Raw genomic sequence first — 22,665 nt, 5'->3', positions numbered from 1 at the left:
ATTATTCCTCTGTTAATGCCGTCTGAACGCGATCCAGAACGGGCTTAAACAGATAGCTCAGCAGGGAACGTGAGCCGGTTTTTATCAATATGCTGACCGGCATGCCAGGTCGTATATCCGCATTCTGTAACAGTTGCCGACCCTGTTCAGAAACGGCAACCTGAATGTGATAGTAAGGCTCACCGTTATTTTTATTTACCAGTCTGTCAGGCGACACCAGTTTGACGTAACCTGGAATAACCGGCGTTTTATTTTGATTTAATGCGGTAAACATCATATTAACCGTCAGGCCTGCATAAACTTTATCGATAAGTTCCGGGCCAATCTGCGATTCGATAATAAGCGGCGTGTCCTGAGGAACAATCTCCATCAGGGTTTCGCCTGTTGAAAGGACGCTGCCCGGCGTAAGCGTATTAAGCGCCATTACCGTGCCTGAGGTGGAAGCAACTATTCGGGTGTTATCAAGATCGTAACGGGCAATCTCCATATTCTTTTGTAGTTCGTCAACGTCTATTGTGGTTTTAGCTAACTGGTTACTGACATCTTTATGGTATTCCGCCACAATTTTTTTAATATGCTGTTCAGTTTCTTTTATTTTTTCCCGGTTAATTTTTATCTGCCCGTTGAGTTCCGCTATCTGGCTTTCTGTTTCATGCTGCTGTCTCTCCAGTTCCCGATAGCGGTTGCGCGGTAGATAATTCTCCTTAGCCAGTGGACGCATATCAGCAAGCTGTTGCTGTAAACTCAGGTTGAGTTTTCGCCGTAGGGCCAGTGAGTTTTGCAGGCTCTCTGTCTGATAGCGCAGGCCGGTAAGCGTATGTTGGCTGACGCTGATTTCGCTGGCTAAAGCCTCTCTACGCGCCTGTAGCAGGGCTTGTTGCAGCCCTATAATCGCATCGCCCTGGGCGCGCCACGCTTCGTTAAGCAGGAGTGCCGGGAATTGAGGCTGACCGCTGCCGCTCTGTTCTGCCTGTAGCCTGGCGTGAGTCGCCAGCGCGGTTAAATATTTATCACGATATTGATCGTAACGCGCCTGAATCTGGGTGCGGCTTAATTCAATCAGCGTAGCGCCAGCCTCAACAATATTACCCTCTTTAACCCAGACTTTTTCGACGATGCCGTTGCCCGGCGACTGAATGGCTTTACGATTACCGGTGACCGTTACCGTACCTGGCGCGGTGACGCCTTTATCTAAAGGCGCGATGGCGGCCCACAACAAGAAACCAAAGAAGCCTGCGAAAATAGTGGCAAGACCTAACCATTGAAAGTAATGCTCTTTATTTGTTGCTCTTTTCTTCTCATCACCTGATAAAAGTAATGTATTCGAACGATCTATTTTATCCATGGAAGAGCTAATCCTTTAGCTGACAAATTTTAATGCGGCGCGGGCTGGTTTTGATTAATGTTCTTTCCTGCTTCAAATTGTTTTGTTAGCTCTTGCACCACGCGGCGAGTCTCACCCAACAGCTGAATCTTGCCGCTATGCATCATTAACAATTTATTGGTTAACGAGAGCAGCTGCTTGCGGTGGGTGATCAGCACGATAGTTGTTTTCTCTTTGCGCAAAGCGGCCAGCGCCTGCGCCAGCGCGACCATGCCGGTGTCATCCAGGCTGGCGTCAGGCTCATCCAGCACCAGCAGCTTCGGTGAACCATAGAGCGCCCGCGCCAGGGCGATACGCTGTTTCTGACCGCCTGATAATCCGAGTCCGCCATTTCCTAACGGTGTGTCGTAACCAGCGGGCAGGCGGAGGATCATTTCATGGATACCTGCTTTTTTCGCCGCTTCAATCATCTGTTCCGCATCAATATCGGCGAAGCGAGCAATATTCTCAGCAATAGTGCCGGCGAACAGCTCTACCTCCTGTGATAGGTAACCGATAGCTGGCCCCAGCTGCGCCCGATCCCAGTGGTTGATATCGGCATCGTCAATGCGGATTGCGCCGCTGCTAACGGGCCGTATCCCTACCAGCAACTGGGCAAGCGTGCTTTTTCCGCAAGCGCTGGAACCGATGACGCCGAGAATATCTCCTGCCTCCAGCGTGAAGCTAATTTGGTCAAGAATATGAACGTTTTCATCCTGTGCCGCATGGAGCGAAACGTTCTCAACGGAGAGCCTGCCCTGAGGAGCGGGAAAGCGCATTTTCTCCGCCGGGACGGGATAGCGGGTTAGCAGTGTCTCCAGCCGGAGCAGCGCGCTTTGCGTATTTCCCCATTGCTTCCAGGCACCAATAAGCTGTTCTATCGGTGCCAGCGCGCGGCCCAGCAGAATAGAACCGGCAATCATCATACCGGGCGTGATCTGATCGCTAATCGCCAGCCAACCCCCCAGGCCCAAAATCAGAGACTGTAAGGCCATGCGGGTGAAACGTGTTAAAGCGGTTATGCGGCCGCTGTATTCGCTGGCGCATTGCTGTAAGTGAATAAACTTTTCATGCAAGGCCCACCAGCGGCGCTGAAAAGCGGGCAGCATACCCATCGCTTCGATAGTACCCGCGTAGCGTAAATTCGTTCCGGCGATATTCGCCGATTGATAAGCGGTTTTGCCCGCTTCCGTTAAGGGTTTTTTAGTGAGTTGCTGGTTAACCACCGCCAGAGCGATCAATAAGCCCGACCCTACAAGCGAAAAAAGCCCAAGCCAGGGATTAAAAAAGAAGATAACCAGGATGAAAAAGGGAAACCAGGGAGCATCCAGAAAGGCAAAAATGGCGTTGCCTGTAAAGAACTGACGTATAGTTGTCACATCGCTTAAATAATTGGACGCATCCTTATTTTGCTGCTTGATATTAGCGGCAAAAGCCGCCTGATATACAGCATTACTTAAATCGCAGTCAATTTTTTCGCTGACATAAATTGCGATCATGCTGCGGCAATATTCCAGAAAGGCGATAATGATTAACATGCCAACAACGATAATGGTTAGCATAATCAAGGTCATTTCATTGCGCGATGGTAATACCCGGTCATATACCTGCAGCATATAAACAGATGGAGACAATATCATTATGTTAATAATTGCGGAGAACAGTGCTATACACCACAGTGATTTCTTATGGTTTTTAAATATACTTCTGATGAAGGTTAACCCAGATAGTGCTGGCATGCTGCTTCTTCCCTGATGCTATATCTGCATGTTGAAAACAGGCCCATAGAGGATAGTGGCAATGTTAATGGCAATCAATTTCCCAGTGATTGACTAAATGAATGTGGTGAATTTTACTTATGAAATTTTATACCATTATCAATGGCTAATCGCTGATGCTCAGATGGAAAAATGTTCATTGATGCAATCTAAATTATTTTCTTGATACGATCAATAAAAAATTTCCTATCGGACATTCAATCTCTTTTAATTAAACGAACACTTTAAAATAATGAAAGAAATTAAATTTTAGGAATTTGCTAATAAGGAAAATTCCTTCTTTATATTTATGGGCGACAGGGTTGCTGATAATGTTGTTAATTATTCATGTTGCCGTGAAAGAATTTCATTGATCAGATACAGCTTTTCGATTGACAAAAAGTTGAGCAGATAGCATCTTGTGGATATGTAGACGTCTAAACGTATAGATGTTTGGAGCGGTGTTGACGCACCATCCCCCTAAGCGATTGATAAGGTAAGCGGATATGAGTTTCTTTCACGCCAACCAGCGCGAAGCGCTGAACCAGAGCCTGGCAGAACTGAACGGGCGGATTAATGTTTCTTTTGAGTTCTTTCCGCCGCGTACCAGTGAAATGGAAGAAACGCTATGGAGCTCTATTGATCGGCTTAGCAGCCTGAAGCCAAAATTCGTTTCCGTCACCTACGGCGCGAATTCCGGCGAACGCGATCGTACCCACTCAATTATTAAAGGCATTAAAGAGCGCACCGGGCTGGAAGCGGCACCGCATTTGACCTGCGTTGACGCCACGCGCGATGAGCTGCGCACCATCGCTCAGGATTACTGGAACAACGGTATTCGGCATATCGTGGCGCTACGTGGCGATCTGCCACCGGGCGGCGGCAAGCCCGATATGTATGCCACCGATCTGGTTGCGCTGCTGAAAGAGGTGGGCGATTTCGATATTTCCGTCGCCGCTTACCCTGAAGTCCACCCGGAAGCGAAAAGCGCGCAGGCGGATTTGATTAACCTGAAACGTAAAATCGATGCGGGCGCCAACCGCGCGATTACCCAGTTTTTCTTTGATGTGGAAAGCTATCTGCGTTTTCGTGACCGCTGTGTCGCCACCGGCATTGATGTCGAGATCGTGCCAGGGATTTTACCGGTTTCTAACTTTAAGCAGCTACAGCGTTTCGCCACCATGACGAACGTACGTGTGCCGGGCTGGATGAACAGCATGTTTGCTGGCCTGGATGACGATCCTGAAACGCGCAAAATGGTCGGTGCGAACGTGGCGATGGATATGGTGAAGATTCTTAGCCGTGAAGGGGTAAAGGATTTCCACTTCTATACGCTAAACCGCGCTGAAATGAGCTATGCCATTTGTCATACGCTGGGCGTGCGTCCGGCCGCGCAGCTGGTTGCCTGATAAAAGACGGCTTGGGTTACCGCGCTTTTTTTCAGAAGCCCGGCGGGATAAGCCGCTTTGAGGTTATCAGGCTTGTCGCCAGCAGAGGGATTGTTGATGAAAGAAGGGAGCCGTTAATGGCTCCCTTTTTTATTATCCGATGTAACGCATGTTACTTAACCGGTGTTGCGCATCCCCGCCGCCACGCCAGCGATGGTGACCATCAGCGCCTGTTCAACGCAAGGGTCCGAATCTTCCCCTTTGGCTTCCTGCGCTCGCGAACGGTGCAGCAGCTCGGCCTGCAGAACGTTAAGCGGATCGGTATAGACATTACGCAGGGCGATGGATTCGGCAATCCACGGCTCATCGGCCATTAGATGCGAATCGTTAGCGATGGTCAGCACCGCTTTAATATCCGCTTCCAGCCGATCGCGCAGCTGTTTACCCAGCGGCCACAGCGAAGCGTCAACCAGCCGCTGATCGTAATACTCCGCCAGCCACAGGTCAGCCTTGGAGAAAACCATTTCCAGCATGCCGAGGCGGGTAGAGAAGAATGGCCAGCCGTGGCACATCGCTTCCAGCCGATCCTGATGGCCTTCATCCATCGCTTGCTGTAGCGCCGCGCCCGCGCCCAGCCAGGCGGGCAGCATCAGACGGTTTTGCGTCCAGGCGAAAATCCATGGGATCGCGCGCAGCGACTCAACGCCGCCGGTAGGACGACGCTTAGCCGGACGCGATCCCAGCGGCAGCTTGCCTAACTCCAGTTCCGGCGTGGCAGAGCGGAAGTAGGGCACAAAGTCCGGGTTTTCACGCACGTAACCACGATAGATCGCGCAAGAGGTTTCAGAAAGCTGATTCATCATCTCGCGCCATTCGTTTTTCGGCTCCGGCGGCGGCAACAGATTCGCTTCGAGTATCGCGCTGGTGTAGAGCGACAGGCTGGCGACGGCGACTTCCGGCAGGCCATATTTAAAGCGGATCATCTCTCCCTGTTCGGTGACGCGCAGCCCGCCTTTCAGGCTGCCCGGCGGCTGGGAAAGCAGCGCGGCCTGTGCCGGTGCGCCGCCGCGACCAATGGTGCCGCCACGTCCATGAAACAGCGTCAGGGCGATGCCCGCTTTTTCACAGGTTTTAATCAGGGCGTCCTGCGCCTGATATTGCGCCCAGGAGGCGGCCATCACGCCAGCGTCTTTGGCTGAATCGGAATAGCCGATCATCACCATCTGCTTGCCCTGAATAAAGCCGCGATACCAGTCGATGCTGAGCAGCTGCGACATCACATCATTGGCGTTATTCAGATCGTCCAGCGTTTCAAACAGCGGCGCGACCGGCAGTGCAAAAGGAATACCGGCTTCTTTTAACAGCAAATGCACCGCCAGCACATCGGAAGGCGTTTTCGCCATCGAAATAACATAGGCAGCAATGGAGCCGCGCGGCGCTTCCGCCGCTACGCGGCAGGTTTCCAGCACTTCGCGCGTCTCTGCGCTCGGCTCCCACTGACGCGGCAGCAGCGGGCGTTTCGAGTTCAGCTCACGGATCAGGAACGCCTGTTTATCCGCTTCAGACCAGCTTTCGTAATCACCGAGGCCGAGGTAGCGCGTGACTTCCGCCAGCGCTTCGGTATGACGCGTGCTTTCCTGACGCAGATCGATGCGCACCAGCGGAACGCCAAAGCATTTCACCCGGCGCAGCGTATCAAGCAGCTGTCCGTTGGCAATAATGCCCATGCCGCACGCCTGTAGCGACTGGTAACAGGCATACAGCGGATCCCACAGCTGATCGTTGGAAATCAGCAGCCCTTCCGGGCGCGGCAGGCGCTCGCCTTTCAGGCGGCGCTCCAGGTAAGCCTGCGTGATCATCAACTGCGTACGCAGGCGTTTTAGAATTTCGCGGTAAGGCTCCAGCGCCTGTGGATCGCCGCACAGCTCGCGTAGCTCTTCGGTACACTCCGACATCGATAGCTCAGAGACCAAAATGCCAATGTCGCGCAGGAAAAGATCGGCGGCTTTCCAGCGGCTTAGCTGTAACACATGATGAGTGATATTAGCGGTAACGTTGGGGTTACCGTCGCGATCGCCGCCCATCCAGGAGGTAAACTGCACCGGAACAAAATCCACCGGCAGCGTATAGCCGAACGTTTCTTCAACCTGTTCGTTCAGTTCGCGCAGAAAATTGGGCACGCCATCCCACAGGCTGTTTTCTATTACCGCAAAGCCCCATTTCGCTTCATCAACGGGGGAAGGGCGATATTTACGAATCTCATCGGTATGCCAGGCCTGCGCGACCAGCTGACGCAGACGACGCATGATCTGGTTGCGGTCATAGTCAGAGATATCGTTGTGATCGAGCTGCTTTAAGCAGGTATTCACCTCAACCAGCTTATGAATCAGGGTGCGGCGCGTAATTTCCGTGGGATGGGCGGTGAGCACCAGCTCCAGCGACAGCGATTCAATCGCGGCGCGGATATCCGCTTCGTTCAGGTCAGGCTGCTGCTTCAGGCGCTCAAACGCTTTTTTCATCAGCTCAGGGTGGTTAGCGCCTTCGCCGTTAGGGGAAATGGTCTGGAATTGTTCCGCAACGTTAGTCAGGTTAAGAAACTGGCTGAAAGCGCGCGCGACCGGCAGTAATTCATCATTAGAAAGATTCTGTAAGGTGGTTAACAGCTCCTGACGATGAGTCTCATTTCCCGCACGGGATGACTTGGAGAGTTTGCGGATGGTTTCCACCCGATCAAGGATGTTTTCTCCCAGCGCATCCTTAATTGTATCCCCGAGCAGTTTGCCGAGCATACTGACATTACTTCGCATTGCGGAATATTGTTCGTTCATATGACCCCTGACACCCTTCTTGTCTTTTAATTTTCACCCTTGCGGGCATAACACTGCCTTTTATCTAGCCATGTAACTTATCTTTCGTCAATTGCGTAAAACATGCCGCCTAATGTCGCTAACTACTGGTAAATTAAGAAATTTAATCATAGCGGAGTGGGATAAGTTATTCTTATCGGCAAAGTTGAAACTTTGCGGGAGCAATTTACCGTTTTAGCAGTGAATTGCCCCAAATAATGGTAATCAGTAACAAAAATGGTTAACCAGTTGACCGATCAGCGCGCGCGTCGGCTTGATAAATGCCATATCGATAAATTCATCGGGCTGATGCGCCTGATTAATCGATCCCGGCCCCAGCACCAACGTCGGGCAGAGCTGCTGAATAAAGGGCGCTTCGGTACAGTAATTCACCACCTCGGTTGGCGTACCCAGCAGCTTCTCCACCACCTGCACCAGCTGATGCTCACGCGGACATTCATAGCCCGGAATCGGCGGATGCAGCTCAGCCACCGTTAATCGGCCCGGCCAGCGCATGCTCACCGGTGCCAGCGCCTCATTTAATAGTTCATCCAGATCGGTCAGCGTCAGGCCCGGCAGCGGACGAATATCCATATGTAACTCACAGCAGGCGCAAATGCGGTTTGCCGCGTCGCCGCCGTGGATATGACCAAAATTCATGGTGGGATAAGGGATAGCGAAGCCGTCATGGTGATAACGCTCTTTTAGCGTATTACGCAGCTGCATTAGATGGCCGATTGATTCATGCATTAGCTCAATAGCATTAACGCCGCGTGACGGATCGCTGGAATGTCCCGATTGCCCTTCGATGCGAATCGCGTTAGAGAGATGGCCTTTATGCGCCCGCACCGGTTTCAACGACGTCGGCTCGCCAATAATCGCGCAGTCGGGACGCAGCGTGGTGGACTCAGCAAAATATTTAGCGCCTGCCATAGTGGTTTCTTCATCCGCCGTGGCAAGAATATAGAGCGGCTTTTTCAGCGTGCTGATATCCGTGTCACGCAGCGTATCAAGAATAAAAGCGAAGAACCCTTTCATATCCGCCGTGCCAAGGCCGTACAGCTTGTTGTCATGCTCGGCGAGGGTAAAGGGATCGCGCGTCCAGCGCCCGTCATCAAAGGGCACCGTATCGGTATGCCCAGCCAGCAGCAGGCCGCCCGCACCCGCGCCGCTTTTCGCCAGCATATTAAATTTATGCCGCGTGCCCGGCACCGGCTGAACGTCCACACTGAACCCTAAATCACGAAACCAGCCCGCCAGCAGAGTGATTAAACTTTCATTGCTCTGATCGAGCGCGCTGTCGGTCGCGCTGATGGATGGCGTGGCTATCAGCTGGCGGTAAAGTTCGATAAATGGCGGTAATTTTGTCTTCACTGTTGACGGTCCTTGAGTTAGGATGTATCAATATTCATGCATTAATAGTGAATAAAAATACAATAACGTGCGCGGGATGGGAAATGAATTAACCCGCTGACTGACGTTAAACTTCATGGGCGCGCGGCGACACGGCTGCACACCGGATCTGACTGACTGTAAAAGGTATACAGCCTGATGTTGAATACGCTGATTGTAGGTGCCAGTGGCTATGCTGGCGTTGAGCTGGCGACCTTCCTGAATCGTCATCCGCATATGAACATAACCGCTTTAGCGGTTTCAGCGCAAAGCCCGGATGCCGGAAAACGTCTTTCCGACCTGCATCCGCAGCTAAAAGGGATCCTTGATCTGCCGCTGGAGCCGCTGAGCGATGTCTCAGTCTGGGCCGACAAAGTGGATGTGGTGTTCCTGGCCACCGCGCATGAAGTAAGCCACGATCTGGCTCCGCAGTTTTTGGCGGCGGGCTGCGTGGTGTTTGATCTCTCCGGCGCGTTCCGCGTTAACGATGCTGATTTTTATACGCGCTATTACGGTTTTAGCCATCAGCATGCGGCATGGCTGGATAAGGCCGTTTACGGCCTGGCGGAGTGGCAGCATGACGCTATCAAAGAGGCGCAGCTGATCGCGGTGCCCGGCTGCTATCCCACCGCCGCACAGCTGGCGCTAAAACCGCTGATTGAAGCGGGCTTGCTGAATGATGCGCAGTGGCCGGTGATTAACGCCACCAGCGGCGTAAGCGGTGCCGGACGCAAAGCCAGCATCAACAACAGCTTCTGTGAAGTGAGCCTGCAACCTTACGGCATCTTTAATCATCGCCACCATCCTGAAATCGTCGCGCATCTTGGCGTGCCGGTTATTTTTACCCCGCATCTGGGGAATTTCCCGCGCGGCATCCTTGCCACCATTACCTGTCGCCTGCAGCCGGGCGTCAGTCGCGACGATGTCGCCGAAGCTTTCCATAACGCCTATCAGGATAAGCCGCTGGTGCGTCTTTATGAGCAGGGCGTACCGGCGTTGAAATCGGTGGTTGGCCTGCCGTTTTGCGATATCGGCTTCGCGGTACAGGATGAGCACTTGATTGTGGTGGCGGCGGAAGACAATCTGTTGAAGGGCGCGGCCTCGCAGGCGGTGCAGTGCCTCAATATTCGTTTCGGTTTCCCGGAAACCCAGTCACTTATTTAAGCGGATAACCACGATGACAACTCCATTAATTATCAAACTGGGCGGCGTGTTGCTGGATAGCGAAGAAGCGCTGGCGCGTCTGTTTACGGCATTGGTGACCTATCGGGAAGCGCATCAGCGCCCGCTGCTGATCGTTCACGGCGGCGGCTGCCTGGTCGACGAACTGATGAAAAAGCTGGCGCTGCCGGTACAGAAGAAAAATGGCTTACGCGTGACGCCCGCCGATCAGATCGACATTATCACCGGCGCGCTGGCGGGCACCGCCAATAAAATGCTGCTGGCCTGGGCGAAGAAACATCATATTCAGGCGGTAGGACTCTGTCTGGGCGACGGCGGTATGGCGAACGTTGCACCGTTTGATGACGAGCTGGGTCACGTAGGTAATGCGCTGCCGGGCTCGCCTGCCTTGCTGAATACGCTGCTGCAGGCAGGTTATATGCCGGTTGTCAGCTCCATCGGTATTACCGAAGCGGGCCAGTTAATGAACGTTAACGCCGATCAGGCGGCCACGGCGCTGGCGGCCACCCTGGGCGCGGATCTGGTTTTACTCTCTGACGTCAGCGGGATTCTGGATGGCAAAGGCCAGCGGATTGCTGAAATGACGGCGGCGAAAGCGGAACAGCTGATCGCGCAGGGCATTATTACCGATGGCATGATTGTCAAAGTGCATGCGGCTCTGGATGCGGCGCGGACGCTGGGGCGTCCGGTCGATATCGCCAGCTGGCGTCACGCTGAGCAGCTGCCTTCTCTGTTTAACGGTGTGTCTATCGGCACCCGGATTCACGCATAAAGTAAAAACATTCAAGGATTAAGATATGCAAAATCAAGACATCAAAAAAATCGTTCTGGCTTATTCGGGCGGCCTGGATACTTCGGCCATTATTCCTTGGCTGAAAGAGAACTACGGTTGTGAAGTGGTCGCCTTCGTGGCGGATATTGGTCAGGATCGCGAAGATTTAGTCGGCGTAGAGAAAAAAGCGCTGCAGTCAGGAGCGTCCGAGTGCCATATCGCCGATCTGCGTGAAGAATTTATTAGCGACTACGTTTATCCGGTGCTGCAAACCGGCGCGCTGTATGAAGGCACTTATCTGCTGGGCACCTCTATGGCGCGTCCGATTATCGCCAAAGCGCAGGTTGAACTGGCGCTGAAAGTCGGCGCCGATGCGTTATGTCACGGCGCGACCGGTAAAGGTAACGACCAGGTGCGTTTTGAAACCACCTATACCGCGCTGGCTCCGCAGCTGAAAGTGGTGGCGCCATGGCGTGAGTGGAACCTGCGTTCGCGTGAAGCGCTGCTCGACTATCTGAAAGAGCGCAATATCCCGACCACCGCCTCGCTGGAAAAAATCTACAGCCGTGATGAAAACGCCTGGCATATTTCTACCGAAGGCGGCGTGCTGGAAAGCCCGTGGAACGCACCGAATAAAGATTGCTGGGTCTGGACCGTTGATCCGCTGGAAGCGCCGGATCAGCCGGAGCAGGTCACCGTCACGGTTGAAAAAGGCCGCGTAGTCGCGGTGAACGGCGAGCGCTCAAGCCCGTTCCAGTGCCTGGATAAACTGAATGCGCTGGGCGCGAAGCATGGCGTGGGTCGTATCGATATCGTGGAAAACCGTCTGGTGGGCATTAAGTCGCGCGGCTGCTATGAAACGCCCGGCGGCACCATTATGGTTAACGCGCTGCGCGCGGTAGAACAGCTGGTGCTGGATCGCGATAGCTTTAAATGGCGCGAGCAGCTGGGCCTGGAGATGTCTTACGTGGTGTATGACGGACGCTGGTTCGCGCCGCTGCGTAAATCAATTCAGGCGGCAGCCGAGTCGCTGGCCAGCGAAGTCAACGGCGAAGTGGTGCTGCAGCTTTATAAAGGCCAGGTGACGGCGATTCAGAAACAATCAGCTAACAGCCTTTACTCTGAAGAGTTCGCGACCTTTGGCGAAGATGAAGTTTACGATCACAGCCACGCGGGCGGCTTTATCCGTCTGTTCTCTCTCTCTTCACGCATTCGGGCGCTGAACGAGAAGAAATAACCGGAACGGCAACGGGCGGCAAGCAGTACGCCGCCCCGATCACACGCCAGGCTGAGCCTTGCGCGCAACAGATTTCAGGAGCATTCAAGATGGCACTATGGGGTGGACGGTTTACACAAGCGGCTGACGGACGGTTTAAACAGTTCAATGATTCGCTGCGCTTTGATTATCGCCTGGCGGAGCAGGATATTATCGGTTCTGTTGCCTGGTCAAAAGCGCTGGTGACCGTTAACGTACTGACTCAGGATGAGCAGCAGCAGCTGGAAGTGGCGCTGAATACGCTGCTGGAAGAGGTGCAAGCCGATCCGCAGCAGATTCTGCAAAGCGACGCTGAGGATATCCATAGCTGGGTTGAAGGCCGTCTGATTGAAAAAGTGGGCGCGTTAGGCAAAAAGCTGCATACCGGACGCAGCCGTAACGATCAGGTTGCGACCGATTTAAAACTCTGGTGTAAAGAGCAGGTTTTACTGCTGCTGAGCGCGGTGCGTGAGCTGCAACAGGCGTTAGTCGCAACCGCCGAGGCCAATCAGGATGCGGTGATGCCGGGTTATACGCACCTGCAACGCGCGCAGCCGGTGACCTTCGCGCACTGGTGCCTGGCCTACGTTGAGATGCTGGCGCGTGACGAAAGTCGCCTGCAGGATACCCTGAAGCGTCTGGATGTCAGCCCGCTGGGCAGCGGCGCACTGGCGGGAACCGCTTATGAGATCGATCGCGACCAGCTGGCGCAATGGCTGGGTTTTGCCAGCGCCACCCGCAACAGCCTGGACAGCGTTTCCGATCGCGATCATGCGCTGGAGCTGCTTTCGGATGCGGCGATCGGTATGGTGCATCTGTCGCGTTTTGCGGAAGACCTGATCTTTTTCAACACCGGCGAAGCCAACTTTGTTGAGTTATCCGATCGGGTAACTTCCGGCTCATCGCTGATGCCGCAGAAGAAAAACCCGGATGCGCTGGAGCTGATTCGTGGCAAATGCGGTCGGGTACAGGGCGCGCTCACCGGCATGATGATGACGCTGAAAGGGTTGCCGCTGGCCTATAACAAAGATATGCAGGAAGACAAAGAAGGGCTATTTGACGCGCTGGATACCTGGCTCGACTGCCTGCATATGTCGGTGCTGGTGCTGGATGGCATTCAGGTAAAACGTCCGCGCTGTCAGGAAGCGGCGGAGCAGGGCTACGCCAATGCGACCGAACTGGCGGATTATCTGGTGGCGAAAGGTATCCCGTTCCGCGAAGCGCATCATATCGTGGGCGAAGCGGTAGTGGCGGCCATCGGCCAGGGCGTGGCGCTGGAAGCGTTGACGCTGGCACAGCTTCAGCAGTTCAGTCCGCAGATCGAACAGGATGTGTATCCCATTCTTTCGCTGCAGTCCTGTCTGGATAAGCGTAATGCCAAAGGGGGCGTGGCGCCGCAGCAGGTGGCTAACGCCATTGCAGCAGCCAAACAGCGCCTGCAATAGCCCTGTTCAGCGGGCAAAAAAAGGGCGGGCATACTAGCCCGCCAACCTCTGACTTCAATTATTTTTTGTTATGGGCACATCTGAAAGCCGACCAGGGTAACGGGGTCGGCTCCCGAATTTTTAAACAAGGTTAAAGAATTTTTCCAGATCGTCGCTGCCGCCAATGTGGCGTCCGCCGATAAAGACCTGCGGCACGGTCGCACGACCGGTCACAGCGCGCAGGCTAACGGTAGTGGCATCTTGTCCCAGCACAATTTCTTCAAACTGAATGCCGCGATCGATCAGCATCTGCTTCGCTTTGGTACAGAACGGGCAGCCCGGTTTAGTAAACAGCGAGACCGATTCCTGCACTTTAAATTCCGGTGCCAGGTAACGCAGCATGGTATCGGCATCAGAAACTTCGAACGGGTCGCCCGGCTTGTTCGGCTCAACGAACATTTTTGCTACCACGCCGTCACGCACCAGCATTGAATAACGCCATGAGCGCGGACCGAAACCTAAGTCAGCCTTCTCAACCAGCATCTCCATGCCACGGGTGAAATCACCGTTGCCATCGGGAATAAAGGTGATGTTTTCTGCGTGCTGATCGGCTTTCCAGGCATTCATAACGAAGGTGTCGTTAACGGAAACACACAGTACGCTGTCCACGCCGTGCTGTGCAAACACGCTCGCCAGCTCGTTGTAACGCGGCAGATGGCTGGAGGAGCAGGTAGGCGTAAAGGCGCCCGGCAGCGAAAATACGATAACGGTTTTGCCCTTAAACAGCTCGTCAGTTGTCACATCGACCCAGCTATCGCCCTGACGCGTATGAAAAGTTACCTGTGGGACGCGTTTACCTTCCTGACTTGCAAACATAAGAATCAATACCTCTTCGTTAACGTTGCGTTTGATATGATGAACTTCTGGTGTGCATTATTCCCATCACCGCTTGATAGGGCTAATCGTTCATTGCTATTCTATTCATTGCCACGGGCTATCGTGGCTCGGAGGATAAAATGAATATTCGTGATCTTGAATACCTGGTCTCTTTGGCGGAACATCGCCATTTCCGTCGCGCCGCCGACGCCTGTCATGTCAGCCAGCCGACCTTAAGCGGTCAGATCCGTAAGCTGGAAGATGAGCTGGGCGTGATGCTGCTGGAGCGCACCAGCCGTAAAGTGCTGTTCACCCAGGCGGGCATGCTGCTGGTGGATCAGGCGCGCACCGTGCTGCGTGAAGTGAAAGTGCTGAAAGAGATGGCCAGCCAGCAGGGCGAAGCGATGTCCGGCCCGCTGCATATCGGCTTAATTCCAACGGTTGGGCCTTATCTGCTGCCGCACATTATTCCTCAACTGCATCAAAGCTTCCCTAAGCTGGAAATGTATCTGCATGAAGCGCAAACGCAGCAGCTGTTAAGCCAGCTGGATAGCGGTAAGCTCGACTGCGCGATCGTTGCGCTGGTTAAAGAGAGCGAAGCCTTTATCGAGGTGCCGTTGTTCGATGAGCCAATGAAGTTGGCGATCTGGCAGGATCACCCGTGGAAAGATCGCGATCGTGTGCCGATGTCCGATCTTTCTGGCGAGAAGTTGCTGATGCTGGAAGATGGGCACTGCCTGCGCGATCAGGCGATGGGCTTCTGTTTCCAGGCGGGTGCCGATGAAGATACGCATTTCCGTGCTACCAGCCTCGAAACGCTGCGCAATATGGTAGCGGCAGGAAGCGGCATTACGCTGCTGCCCGCGCTGGCGGTGCCGCAGGACCGCACCCGCGACGGCATCACCTACGTTTCCTGCTACAAGCCGGTGCCGCAGCGCACTATCGCGCTGGTTTATCGCCCGGGATCGCCTCTGCGCAGCCGTTATGAGCAACTGGCCGAGGCTATCCGTACCCAAATGCAGGCCTATATGGAAACCACGTTAAAACAGGCGGTTTAAGCCGTTCAGCGCGGCAACGCGATACGCTTCCGCCATCGTGGGATAGTTAAAGGTGGTATTCACGAAATATTCGATCGTGTTGCCACCATTTTTTTGCTCCATAATCGCCTGGCCGATGTGAATAATCTCCGCTGCACGTTCGCCAAAGCAGTGAATGCCGAGGATCTCTTTGGTATCGCGATGGAACAGGATTTTCAGGCTGCCAACATTCATGCCGACAATCTGCGCGCGCGCCAGATGTTTAAACTGCGCCCGGCCCACTTCATAAGGCACTTTCATCGCCGTCAGCTGCTGTTCAGTTTTCCCTACCGAACTGATTTCAGGAATGGTATAGATACCGGTCGGAATGTCTTCAATCAGATGCGCCGTCGCTTCGCCTTTAATCACCGCCTGCGCGGCAATGCGCCCCTGGTCGTAAGCGGCGGAAGCCAGGCTCGGATAACCGATAACGTCGCCTACCGCATAGATATGCGGCTGCGCCGTCTGGTACATGCTGTTAACTTTTAACAGGCCGCGACCGTCAGCTTCCAGCCCAACGTTTTCCAGTGACAGAGAATCGGTGTTGCCCGTGCGTCCGTTGGCATACAGCAGGCAATCCGCCTTCAATTTTTTGCCAGACTTCAGGTGCATCACCACGCCGTCATTCACGCCTTCGATTTTCTCGAACTCTTCGTTATGACGAATCACCACGCCGCTGTTCCAGAAATGGTAGGAGAGCGCATCGGACATCTCCTGATCGAGGAACGCCAGCAGGCGGTCGCGCGTATTGATCAAATCCACTTTTACATTCAGGCCGCGGAAAATAGAGGCATATTCACAGCCAATCACCCCGGCGCCGTAGATAATGACGTGGCCCGGCTCGTGGTGCAGGTTAAGGATCGAGTCAGAGTCATAAATGCGCGGATGGGTAAAATCAACGTCAACCGGATGATAAGGACGCGAGCCGCAGGCGATAACGAATTTCTCTGCCGTCAGGCGCTCAACGGAACCATCAGGACGGGTTAACGCGATGGTGTTCATATCAATAAAGCGCGCGTCGCCCTGATGAAGTTCGCAGCGGTTGCGCTCATAAAAGCTTTGGCGCATACGCGTCTGCTGACTGATAACGTTTTCTGTATGGTTAAGGATATCGGCGAATGAAGAGCGAAGGTGGCGGGAGTGATCGCTGTATAAAGGGTTTTGGTTGAATTCGATGGTACGGCTGACTGCATGGCGTAAAGCTTTGGACGGTATCGTCCCCCAATGTGTGCAGCCGCCGCCAATATTGTGATAGCGCTCAATAACGGCGATATGGGCCCCTTGTTTGACCAGGCCCATCGCGGCGCCTTCACCGCCGGGACCGGACCCAATCACAATAACATCGTAATCGTAAGCATGTTGCATACCGGCACTTCCTTTATTTTATATACATTTTAGCAACGAGATTCTAACATTCCCGACGCCGACATCCCAATTCTTCGAGTGATTTTAGACGCAATTCGCTAAACATGGAGGGTTAACAGTCGGTCACAAACTTTGCCGGACTGTACGCTGAGTTATTTGTTATAGTGAGCATTCGGCAGGCTAACAGGCGGAAAAATGGGCGTTAGAGCACAGCAAAAAGAACGTACACGACGTTCGCTAATTGAAGCAGCATTCAGCCAATTAAGTGCCGAACGCAGTTTTGCCAGCCTGAGCCTGCGTGAAGTTGCGCGTGAAGCCGGAATCGCGCCAACCTCTTTTTACCGCCATTTCCGTGATGTCGATGAGCTGGGTTTAACCATGGTGGATGAAAGCGGCCTGATGTTAAGGCAGCTTATGCGTCAGGCGCGTCAGCGTATCGCGAAAGGCGGCAGCGTCATCAAAACCTCCGTCGCCACCTTTATGGAATTTATCGACAGTAATCCTAATGCGTTTCGCCTGTTGCTGCGCGAACGCTCCGGCACCTCTGCCGCTTTCCGCGCCGCTGTCGCACGTGAAATTCAGCATTTTATCGCCGAACTGGCGGACTATCTCGAATTAGAAAATCGTATGCCGCGTAGCTTTACCGAAGCGCAGGCGGAAGCGATGGTGATTATTGTTTTTAACGCCGGTGCCGAGGCGCTGGATATCGATGTTGAACAACGACGTAAGCTGGAAGAGCGTCTGGTTTTACAATTGCGCATGATTTCTAAAGGCGCCTATTACTGGTATCGTCGTGAACAAGAACGCACGGCCGTTACGCTTGATAACCATAACTAAATGCAAAAGGAGATGACATGACAGACAAGCATTCACGTGACAAAGGAACATTAGCGCTGGCGTTTATTACCGGCCTTGCGATCAACGGCTCCTTTTCAGTGCTTTTCAACTCTTTTGTGCCGTTTTCAATTTTCCCGCTGATTGCGCTGGGCCTTGCCGCCTGGTGTTTGCATCAACGCTATCTTAATCGCGCCATGCCGGACGGAATGCCTTCGCTGGCCGCCGCCTTTTTCCTGCTGGGAATCCTGGTTTATAGTGCGATTGTGCGTGCCGACTACCCGGAGATTGGTTCTAACTTCCTGCCCGTGGTATTAATGGTGGCACTGATTTTCTGGATTGGTACCAGGCTGCGTCGTAGAAGCTAACGCGGCTTGCGGCGCAGCCAGGGTGGCTGCGCTGAAATAAATAAACTTACAGGGAGGTAAGTAATGCGCAAATATAGCTTGTTAGTCGTGATGTTTTTAGGTGTGAGCTGCAGCGACTATCACGGTAGAGAATGGTCGCCGGGCAATGCTGTTTATCCGGCTTCGACGCCAGGCCGCATCCATGGCGATGAACGCAGCCAGACACAACGATACCAGGATTGCCTTTCCTCCAGCAGGAAAGCGGATAGCAAGGCCGAGCGCAGCCGCTGTTCAGCGCGCTCGCACTACCCCGATCCTGACTATGTCGGTGTCTCTTTCCCGTTTCAGTTTTAGCGTCGGGTCAGCAGGACGCCGCACTCCATATGATGGGTGTAAGGGAACTGATCGAACAGCGCCAGACGCGTGATCTCATGCGTCTGCGACAACGTTTCCAGGTTCGCGCACAGCGTTTGCGGATTACAGGAAATATAGAGAATCTGCGGATAGTCCTGCACCAGTTTTACCGTCTCTTCATCAAGGCCACTACGCGGCGGATCGACAAAAATGGTTTCGCACTGATAATCCGCCAGATTGATGCCTTGCAGGCGGTTAAAGGTGCGCACACCTTTCATTGCCTGAGTAAACTCTTCTGCTGACATACGGATAATCTGCACGTTATCGATCTGATTCGCCGCAATATTATACTGCGCCGCCGCGACCGATGGTTTCGCGATCTCGGTAGCTAGCACCCGGCGGAAATTGCGCGCCAGCGCCAGAGAAAAGTTACCGTTGCCGCAGTAGAGTTCCAGCAAATCGCCAGAGGCATCTTTGGTCACATCCAGCGCCCATTCCAGCATCTGAATATTCATGGCGGCATTAGGCTGGGTAAAGCTGTTCTCAATCTGGCGATAAATCATATCGCGGCCCGCCACCGGCAAACACTCATCGACATAATCGCGGTCGAGAGAGATTTTGGTTTTCGTCGCCCGGCCAATCAGTTGCAGATCAAAGCCCTGCGCCCGCAGTTCATTACGCAGCGCTGCCGCCGCCTGCTGCCAGATATCATCCAGTTTGCGATGATAAATCAGCGTGATCACCACCTGGCCGCTCATCGTCGAAAGGTAGTCGATCTGGAAAAGCTTACGACGCAGCGTATCGTTATCGCGGATTCTGCCTATCATCAGCGGCATAAGCTGGTTAATCAGTTCGCTTGCCGCCGGGAATTGATCAACGCGGATACGATCGCGCGTCTGCTGATCAAACATGATGTGGTAAAGGTCGTTGCCCTCATGCCAGATACGAAACTCGGCGCGCATACGATAATGGCTGACCGGCGAGCGATAGACCTCAACGGCGGGCGCAGCAAAAGGGGCCATCATGTTTTGCAGGCGCGTGGTTTTCTCCGCGAGCTGGGTTTCATACTGTTCGACAGGCAGTTTTTCGGGCGTCATGGCTTTTCCTGATTGAGTGGCTAACTTGCCGGGCGATTGTAGGGATTCACCAGGTGATGTCCAGTACTGTGATCGACACGCGTCTGGCTGGCCGGAAGTCTGGACTTCCATAAACCTCAATTGTAGACTGCGCGAGCCGGCCTCTTGCTGAGTTAATAGGGAATCCAGTGAAACTCTGGAGCTGACGCGCAGCGGTAAGGAATGTCGTGGCGATTGCTAACGCAGACACTGTCATTTGATGGGAAGTCTTCGCCATTTAATCGATTCCAAGCCCGAAGACCTGCCGGTAATACGTCGCACTTTACGGCTATCGCGTACTATCAGCCGTATGCCTGCGGCATCCTGCTGTGTTTTTTGGATGCTTGAAATCGATGATCATAACAAAAAAAACGCCGTTGGCACTTGCTGTCACGGCGGTTTCTCTCTGGGCGCAATCCGCCGTTGCTGCAAAAAGCGATGCGATGACGGTGACGGCTAACCGCTATGCTCAGCCCGTTTCCTCTGTACTAGCCCCAACAACTATTGTTACTCATGAGGATATCGATCGCTGGCAGGCGAAGACTCTGGTCGATGTTATGCGGCGTCTGCCCGGTGTTGACGTCGCTGTAAGCGGCGGTATGGGGCAGCTCAGTTCGTTATTTATTCGGGGTACCGAATCGAGGCATGTCCTGATTCTGATTGATGGCATTCGACTGAATCAGGCGGGTATTAGCGGTTCTTCCGATTTGAGTCAAATCCCAATTTCGTTGGTGCAGCGTATCGAATATATCCGCGGCGCGCGTTCAGCCGTGTACGGTTCCGATGCTATTGGCGGCGTTATTAACATTATTACCGGGCGTGATCGGCCGGGCACAACTTTAACTGCGGGCCTGGGCTCCAATGGCTATCAATCCTACGATGCTGCAACACAACAAATGCTGGGCGACGCAACCAAACTAACGCTGGCGGGTAATTACACCTACACCAAAGGCTATGATGTTAAAGCGGGATTTCCAAGCAGCAGTGGCCCGGTGCAGCCAGACCGCGATGGGTTTATGAGCAAAACGCTTTATGGCTCACTGGAACATCAGTTTGATGATCGATTCAGCGGCTTCGTGCGTGGATATGGTTTTGATAACCGTACAGATATTGATGCGTCATATACTTACGACTCAAATAATCAGTTGGTTCCTGGCGTACTGCAGGATACGCGCCAGCTCTATAGCCGAACATGGGACAGCGGCCTGAAATTCCAGGATGGCATCTATTCTACTCAGTTAATAGCCAGCTACAGCCATAGCAAAGATTATTACTATGATCCTCGTGTTGGTCGCTACAGCGCTTATGGCACGTTGGATGATCTTGAGCAATATAACTTGCAGTGGGGCAATACTTTTCAGGTGGGTAATGGTGCGTTAAGCGCTGGCGTCGACTGGCAAAAAGAAACGACCAAACCCGGCACTAACTATCTGGATGAGGGCTATGAGCAGCGTAATACGGGCATCTATCTTACCGCTCAGCAGCAGTTAGGCAGCGTGACGCTGGAAGGCGCATTGCGTGGCGATGATAACAATCAATTTGGCTGGCACAGCACATGGCAAACCGCCGCCGCTTGGGAGTTTGTGGAAGGCTATCGCCTGTTTGCTTCTTACGGTACGGCGTTTAAGGCCCCCAACTTAGGACAGGTTTATAGCCAAAATTATGGCAACCCTGACCTTAATCCAGAGAAAAGTAAACAGTGGGAAGGGGGCGTAGAAGGGTTGACCGGTGCGGTGAACTGGCGTGTTTCCGCGTATCGTAACGATATCGATAATTTGATTAGCGGCGATCCGGCAACGTTCCGCTATTACAATATTGGAAAAGCTCGTATTAAAGGAGTTGAGGCAACCGCACAGTTTGATACCGGGCCGCTTAGTCATCAAATATCTTATGATTATGTGGATCCGCGCGATGGCGAAACCAATGAGGTATTGCTTCGCCGTGCTAAACAGCAGGTTAAATATCAAATGGACTGGACGTTCTATCAGTTTGACTGGTCCTTAACCTGGCACTATTTAGGTCAACGTTACGATCAGGACTTTAACAGCTATCCAACTCGTCGCGTAAAACTGGGCGGCGTCAGCCTGGTGGATATCTCCGCTTCTTATCCGCTCACCTCTCGCCTGACGGTTCGTGGTAGAATTGCCAACCTGTTCGATAAAGATTACGAGACAGTGTATGGCTATCCAACTGCAGGAAGAGAGTACTACCTCAGCGGAATCTACAGCTTCTGAGTTACGGCCTACCGTGCTGGTGTTTGATTCCGGCGTGGGCGGCCTCTCTGTCTATAATGAGGTTCGGCAGCTGTTGCCGAACCTTCATTACATTTACGCTTTTGATAATGTCGCTTTTCCTTATGGGGAGAAAAGCGAAGAGTTTATCGTCTCCCGCGTGGTGGACATTGTTGATGCGGTGGTAAAGCGCTATCCACTTGCGATGGTCGTTATTGCCTGCAACACGGCCAGCACTGTTTCCCTGCCTGCATTACGCGCGCGCTTCGCTTTTCCGGTTGTCGGGGTGGTTCCGGCGATTAAGCCTGCCGCCAGACTGACCCGCAACGGTATTGTCGGACTATTGGCGACGCGGGCAACGGTACGTCGTCCTTATACACGCGATCTGGTGGCGCAATTTGCCAGCGAGTGCAAAACCGAAATGCTCGGGTCAGCAGAGCTGGTGGAACTGGCCGAAATGAAGCTCCACGGGCAAGTTATTCCTCTTGAAGCGATTCGTCGCATTTTACAGCCCTGGCTGCGTATGTCTGAGCCGCCCGATACCGTTGTGCTGGGATGTACGCACTTTCCTCTATTAGCCGATGAGCTGCAGGCGGTGCTGCCGGAAGGCACCCGATTGATTGATTCTGGTGCGGCGATAGCCCGACGAACCGTATGGCTGCTGGAACATGAAGCGCCAAAGGCCTGCTCAACGCATGACAATCTGGCGTTGTGTATGGAAATAACGCCGGAAACAGTACAATTAATGCCCGTTTTACAGCGTCATGGCTTCGAAAAGCTGGAAAAACTCGCACTTTGATGAAAAAAACAACATCCGAATTTATTTTTGAAATTAGTGCTTGTCAGGAAAAAAGAACTCCCTATAATGCGCCTCCACTGACACGGAACAACGACTTCTTAGTCGGCCATGTCAGGAAGGGAAAAGAAAATAAACTCTTGACTCTTCAGCGGGAAAGCGTAATATACGCAGCCCGCGCCACTGAGAATGTGGCGCCGCTCTTTAACAATTTATCAGACAATCTGTGTGGGCACTCACGGACGGGATATCGCAAAAAATATTGCAGTATCAAGTCTCAGAGTGAACACGT

General features: G+C 53.2%; 18 protein-coding genes, 1 pseudogene and 1 riboswitch. Of the genes and pseudogenes, 12 read left to right on the top strand and 7 right to left on the bottom strand.

What is annotated here, in order from left to right; genetic code table 11:
* Position 1 precedes the first annotated feature (1 nt).
* Positions 2–1,345 carry an HlyD family type I secretion periplasmic adaptor subunit gene (locus tag J2X14_RS17705; protein ID WP_352412497.1) on the bottom strand — a complete coding sequence of 448 codons (1,344 nt, stop codon included), beginning with the start codon at positions 1,343–1,345 and terminating at the stop codon, positions 2–4.
* Between the two features lie 29 nt (positions 1,346–1,374).
* Positions 1,375–3,102: a type I secretion system permease/ATPase gene (locus tag J2X14_RS17700; protein ID WP_352412496.1), complete on the bottom strand. Its 1,728-nt coding sequence runs from the start codon at positions 3,100–3,102 to the stop codon at positions 1,375–1,377.
* A 524-nt stretch (positions 3,103–3,626) separates the two neighbouring features.
* On the opposite strand from J2X14_RS17700, the gene metF reads away from it, so the two are divergent.
* Positions 3,627–4,529, top strand: coding sequence for a methylenetetrahydrofolate reductase (gene metF, locus J2X14_RS17695; RefSeq protein WP_352412495.1), 903 nt, complete (start codon positions 3,627–3,629; stop codon positions 4,527–4,529).
* Between the two features lie 155 nt (positions 4,530–4,684).
* On the opposite strand, the gene ppc is transcribed toward metF, so the two are convergent.
* Both ppc and argE read right to left on the bottom strand, forming a co-directional pair.
* Positions 4,685–7,336: a phosphoenolpyruvate carboxylase gene (gene ppc / locus J2X14_RS17690; RefSeq protein ID WP_352412494.1), complete on the bottom strand. Its 2,652-nt coding sequence runs from the start codon at positions 7,334–7,336 to the stop codon at positions 4,685–4,687.
* A gap of 243 nt (positions 7,337–7,579) precedes the next feature.
* Positions 7,580–8,728, bottom strand: a complete 1,149-nt coding sequence (gene argE / locus J2X14_RS17685) for an acetylornithine deacetylase (RefSeq protein ID WP_352412493.1) — start codon at positions 8,726–8,728, stop codon at positions 7,580–7,582.
* A gap of 177 nt (positions 8,729–8,905) precedes the next feature.
* Between argE and argC the strand changes: the two genes are divergently transcribed.
* The 4 genes from argC (at position 8,906) to argH (ending at position 13,400) form a co-directional block, all read left to right on the top strand.
* Positions 8,906–9,910 (top strand): N-acetyl-gamma-glutamyl-phosphate reductase, encoded by a 1,005-nt coding sequence (argC, locus tag J2X14_RS17680; RefSeq protein WP_352412492.1) that lies wholly within the window; start codon positions 8,906–8,908, stop codon positions 9,908–9,910.
* Between the two features lie 13 nt (positions 9,911–9,923).
* Positions 9,924–10,700, top strand: a complete 777-nt coding sequence (gene argB / locus J2X14_RS17675; protein ID WP_352412491.1) for an acetylglutamate kinase — start codon at positions 9,924–9,926, stop codon at positions 10,698–10,700.
* 25 nt (positions 10,701–10,725) lie between these two features.
* Positions 10,726–11,937, top strand: a complete 1,212-nt coding sequence (locus tag J2X14_RS17670; protein ID WP_352412490.1) for an argininosuccinate synthase — start codon at positions 10,726–10,728, stop codon at positions 11,935–11,937.
* A gap of 89 nt (positions 11,938–12,026) precedes the next feature.
* Positions 12,027–13,400 carry an argininosuccinate lyase gene (gene argH, locus J2X14_RS17665; protein WP_352412489.1) on the top strand — a complete coding sequence of 458 codons (1,374 nt, stop codon included), beginning with the start codon at positions 12,027–12,029 and terminating at the stop codon, positions 13,398–13,400.
* Between the two features lie 120 nt (positions 13,401–13,520).
* Here argH and J2X14_RS17660 read toward each other — a convergent pair whose 3' ends face one another.
* Positions 13,521–14,255: a glutathione peroxidase gene (locus tag J2X14_RS17660; protein WP_352412488.1), complete on the bottom strand. Its 735-nt coding sequence runs from the start codon at positions 14,253–14,255 to the stop codon at positions 13,521–13,523.
* A 140-nt stretch (positions 14,256–14,395) separates the two neighbouring features.
* Here J2X14_RS17660 and oxyR point away from each other — a divergent pair, with 140 nt between their 5' ends.
* Positions 14,396–15,313, top strand: coding sequence for a DNA-binding transcriptional regulator OxyR (gene oxyR / locus J2X14_RS17655; RefSeq protein WP_352412487.1), 918 nt, complete (start codon positions 14,396–14,398; stop codon positions 15,311–15,313).
* Here the strand turns inward: oxyR and sthA are convergent.
* A complete protein-coding gene (sthA, locus tag J2X14_RS17650) occupies positions 15,296–16,696 on the bottom strand; it encodes a Si-specific NAD(P)(+) transhydrogenase (RefSeq protein WP_352412486.1) in 1,401 nt (466 codons plus the stop codon). The genes oxyR and sthA overlap by 18 nt on opposite strands.
* Before the next feature lie 195 nt (positions 16,697–16,891).
* On the opposite strand from sthA, the gene fabR reads away from it, so the two are divergent.
* The 3 genes from fabR to J2X14_RS17635 all read left to right on the top strand — a co-directional run bounded on the left by fabR (position 16,892) and on the right by J2X14_RS17635 (position 18,231).
* Complete coding sequence (gene fabR / locus J2X14_RS17645; RefSeq protein WP_352412485.1) at positions 16,892–17,533, top strand: HTH-type transcriptional repressor FabR; 642 nt, start codon at positions 16,892–16,894, stop codon at positions 17,531–17,533.
* Positions 17,534–17,550: 17 nt separating this feature from the next.
* On the top strand, positions 17,551–17,898 hold the full coding sequence (locus J2X14_RS17640; protein WP_352412484.1) for a YijD family membrane protein: 348 nt from the start codon (positions 17,551–17,553) through the stop codon (positions 17,896–17,898).
* A 63-nt stretch (positions 17,899–17,961) separates the two neighbouring features.
* Positions 17,962–18,231: a hypothetical protein gene (locus tag J2X14_RS17635; protein ID WP_352412483.1), complete on the top strand. Its 270-nt coding sequence runs from the start codon at positions 17,962–17,964 to the stop codon at positions 18,229–18,231.
* Here J2X14_RS17635 and trmA read toward each other — a convergent pair.
* The gene (gene trmA / locus J2X14_RS17630) at positions 18,228–19,328 is read right to left on the bottom strand and encodes a tRNA (uridine(54)-C5)-methyltransferase TrmA (RefSeq protein ID WP_352412482.1); all 1,101 of its coding nucleotides are present in this window, start codon (positions 19,326–19,328) and stop codon (positions 18,228–18,230) included. The genes J2X14_RS17635 and trmA overlap by 4 nt on opposite strands.
* Positions 19,329–19,449: 121 nt before the next feature.
* Positions 19,450–19,630: riboswitch (cobalamin riboswitch) on the top strand.
* Between the two features lie 69 nt (positions 19,631–19,699).
* Here trmA and btuB point away from each other — a divergent pair.
* The 3 genes and pseudogenes from btuB to J2X14_RS17615 form a co-directional block, all read left to right on the top strand.
* Positions 19,700–21,580, top strand: a complete 1,881-nt coding sequence (btuB, locus tag J2X14_RS17625; protein ID WP_352412481.1) for a TonB-dependent vitamin B12 receptor BtuB — start codon at positions 19,700–19,702, stop codon at positions 21,578–21,580.
* A complete protein-coding gene (gene murI, locus J2X14_RS17620) occupies positions 21,525–22,376 on the top strand; it encodes a glutamate racemase (RefSeq protein WP_352412480.1) in 852 nt (283 codons plus the stop codon). Before btuB ends, murI begins: the two co-directional genes overlap by 56 nt.
* Positions 22,376–22,665 (top strand): annotated as a pseudogene (locus J2X14_RS17615) (hypothetical protein); the annotation flags it as partial. The gene murI and the pseudogene J2X14_RS17615, both read left to right, overlap by 1 nt.

Origin of the sequence: Mixta sp. BE291 (assembly GCF_031457955.1) — a bacterium.
Lineage (GTDB): Bacteria > Pseudomonadota > Gammaproteobacteria > Enterobacterales > Enterobacteriaceae > Mixta.
The sequence above is the reverse complement of the archived record's forward strand: the minus strand, read 5'-3'. Positions and strand labels throughout refer to the sequence as shown.

Coding starts and splice junctions, on each gene's coding strand:
- metF (WP_352412495.1), top strand. CDS start 3,627: ATGAGTTTCTTTCACGCCAACCAGCGCGAAGCGCTGAACCAGAGCCTG.
- fabR (WP_352412485.1), top strand. CDS start 16,892: ATGGGCGTTAGAGCACAGCAAAAAGAACGTACACGACGTTCGCTAATT.
- J2X14_RS17660 (WP_352412488.1), bottom strand. CDS start 14,255: ATGTTTGCAAGTCAGGAAGGTAAACGCGTCCCACAGGTAACTTTTCAT.
- btuB (WP_352412481.1), top strand. CDS start 19,700: ATGATCATAACAAAAAAAACGCCGTTGGCACTTGCTGTCACGGCGGTT.
- argH (WP_352412489.1), top strand. CDS start 12,027: ATGGCACTATGGGGTGGACGGTTTACACAAGCGGCTGACGGACGGTTT.
- J2X14_RS17635 (WP_352412483.1), top strand. CDS start 17,962: ATGCGCAAATATAGCTTGTTAGTCGTGATGTTTTTAGGTGTGAGCTGC.
- J2X14_RS17640 (WP_352412484.1), top strand. CDS start 17,551: ATGACAGACAAGCATTCACGTGACAAAGGAACATTAGCGCTGGCGTTT.
- J2X14_RS17670 (WP_352412490.1), top strand. CDS start 10,726: ATGCAAAATCAAGACATCAAAAAAATCGTTCTGGCTTATTCGGGCGGC.
- murI (WP_352412480.1), top strand. CDS start 21,525: ATGGCTATCCAACTGCAGGAAGAGAGTACTACCTCAGCGGAATCTACA.
- sthA (WP_352412486.1), bottom strand. CDS start 16,696: ATGCAACATGCTTACGATTACGATGTTATTGTGATTGGGTCCGGTCCC.
- ppc (WP_352412494.1), bottom strand. CDS start 7,336: ATGAACGAACAATATTCCGCAATGCGAAGTAATGTCAGTATGCTCGGC.
- argC (WP_352412492.1), top strand. CDS start 8,906: ATGTTGAATACGCTGATTGTAGGTGCCAGTGGCTATGCTGGCGTTGAG.
- trmA (WP_352412482.1), bottom strand. CDS start 19,328: ATGACGCCCGAAAAACTGCCTGTCGAACAGTATGAAACCCAGCTCGCG.
- J2X14_RS17700 (WP_352412496.1), bottom strand. CDS start 3,102: ATGCCAGCACTATCTGGGTTAACCTTCATCAGAAGTATATTTAAAAAC.
- oxyR (WP_352412487.1), top strand. CDS start 14,396: ATGAATATTCGTGATCTTGAATACCTGGTCTCTTTGGCGGAACATCGC.
- argB (WP_352412491.1), top strand. CDS start 9,924: ATGACAACTCCATTAATTATCAAACTGGGCGGCGTGTTGCTGGATAGC.
- J2X14_RS17705 (WP_352412497.1), bottom strand. CDS start 1,345: ATGGATAAAATAGATCGTTCGAATACATTACTTTTATCAGGTGATGAG.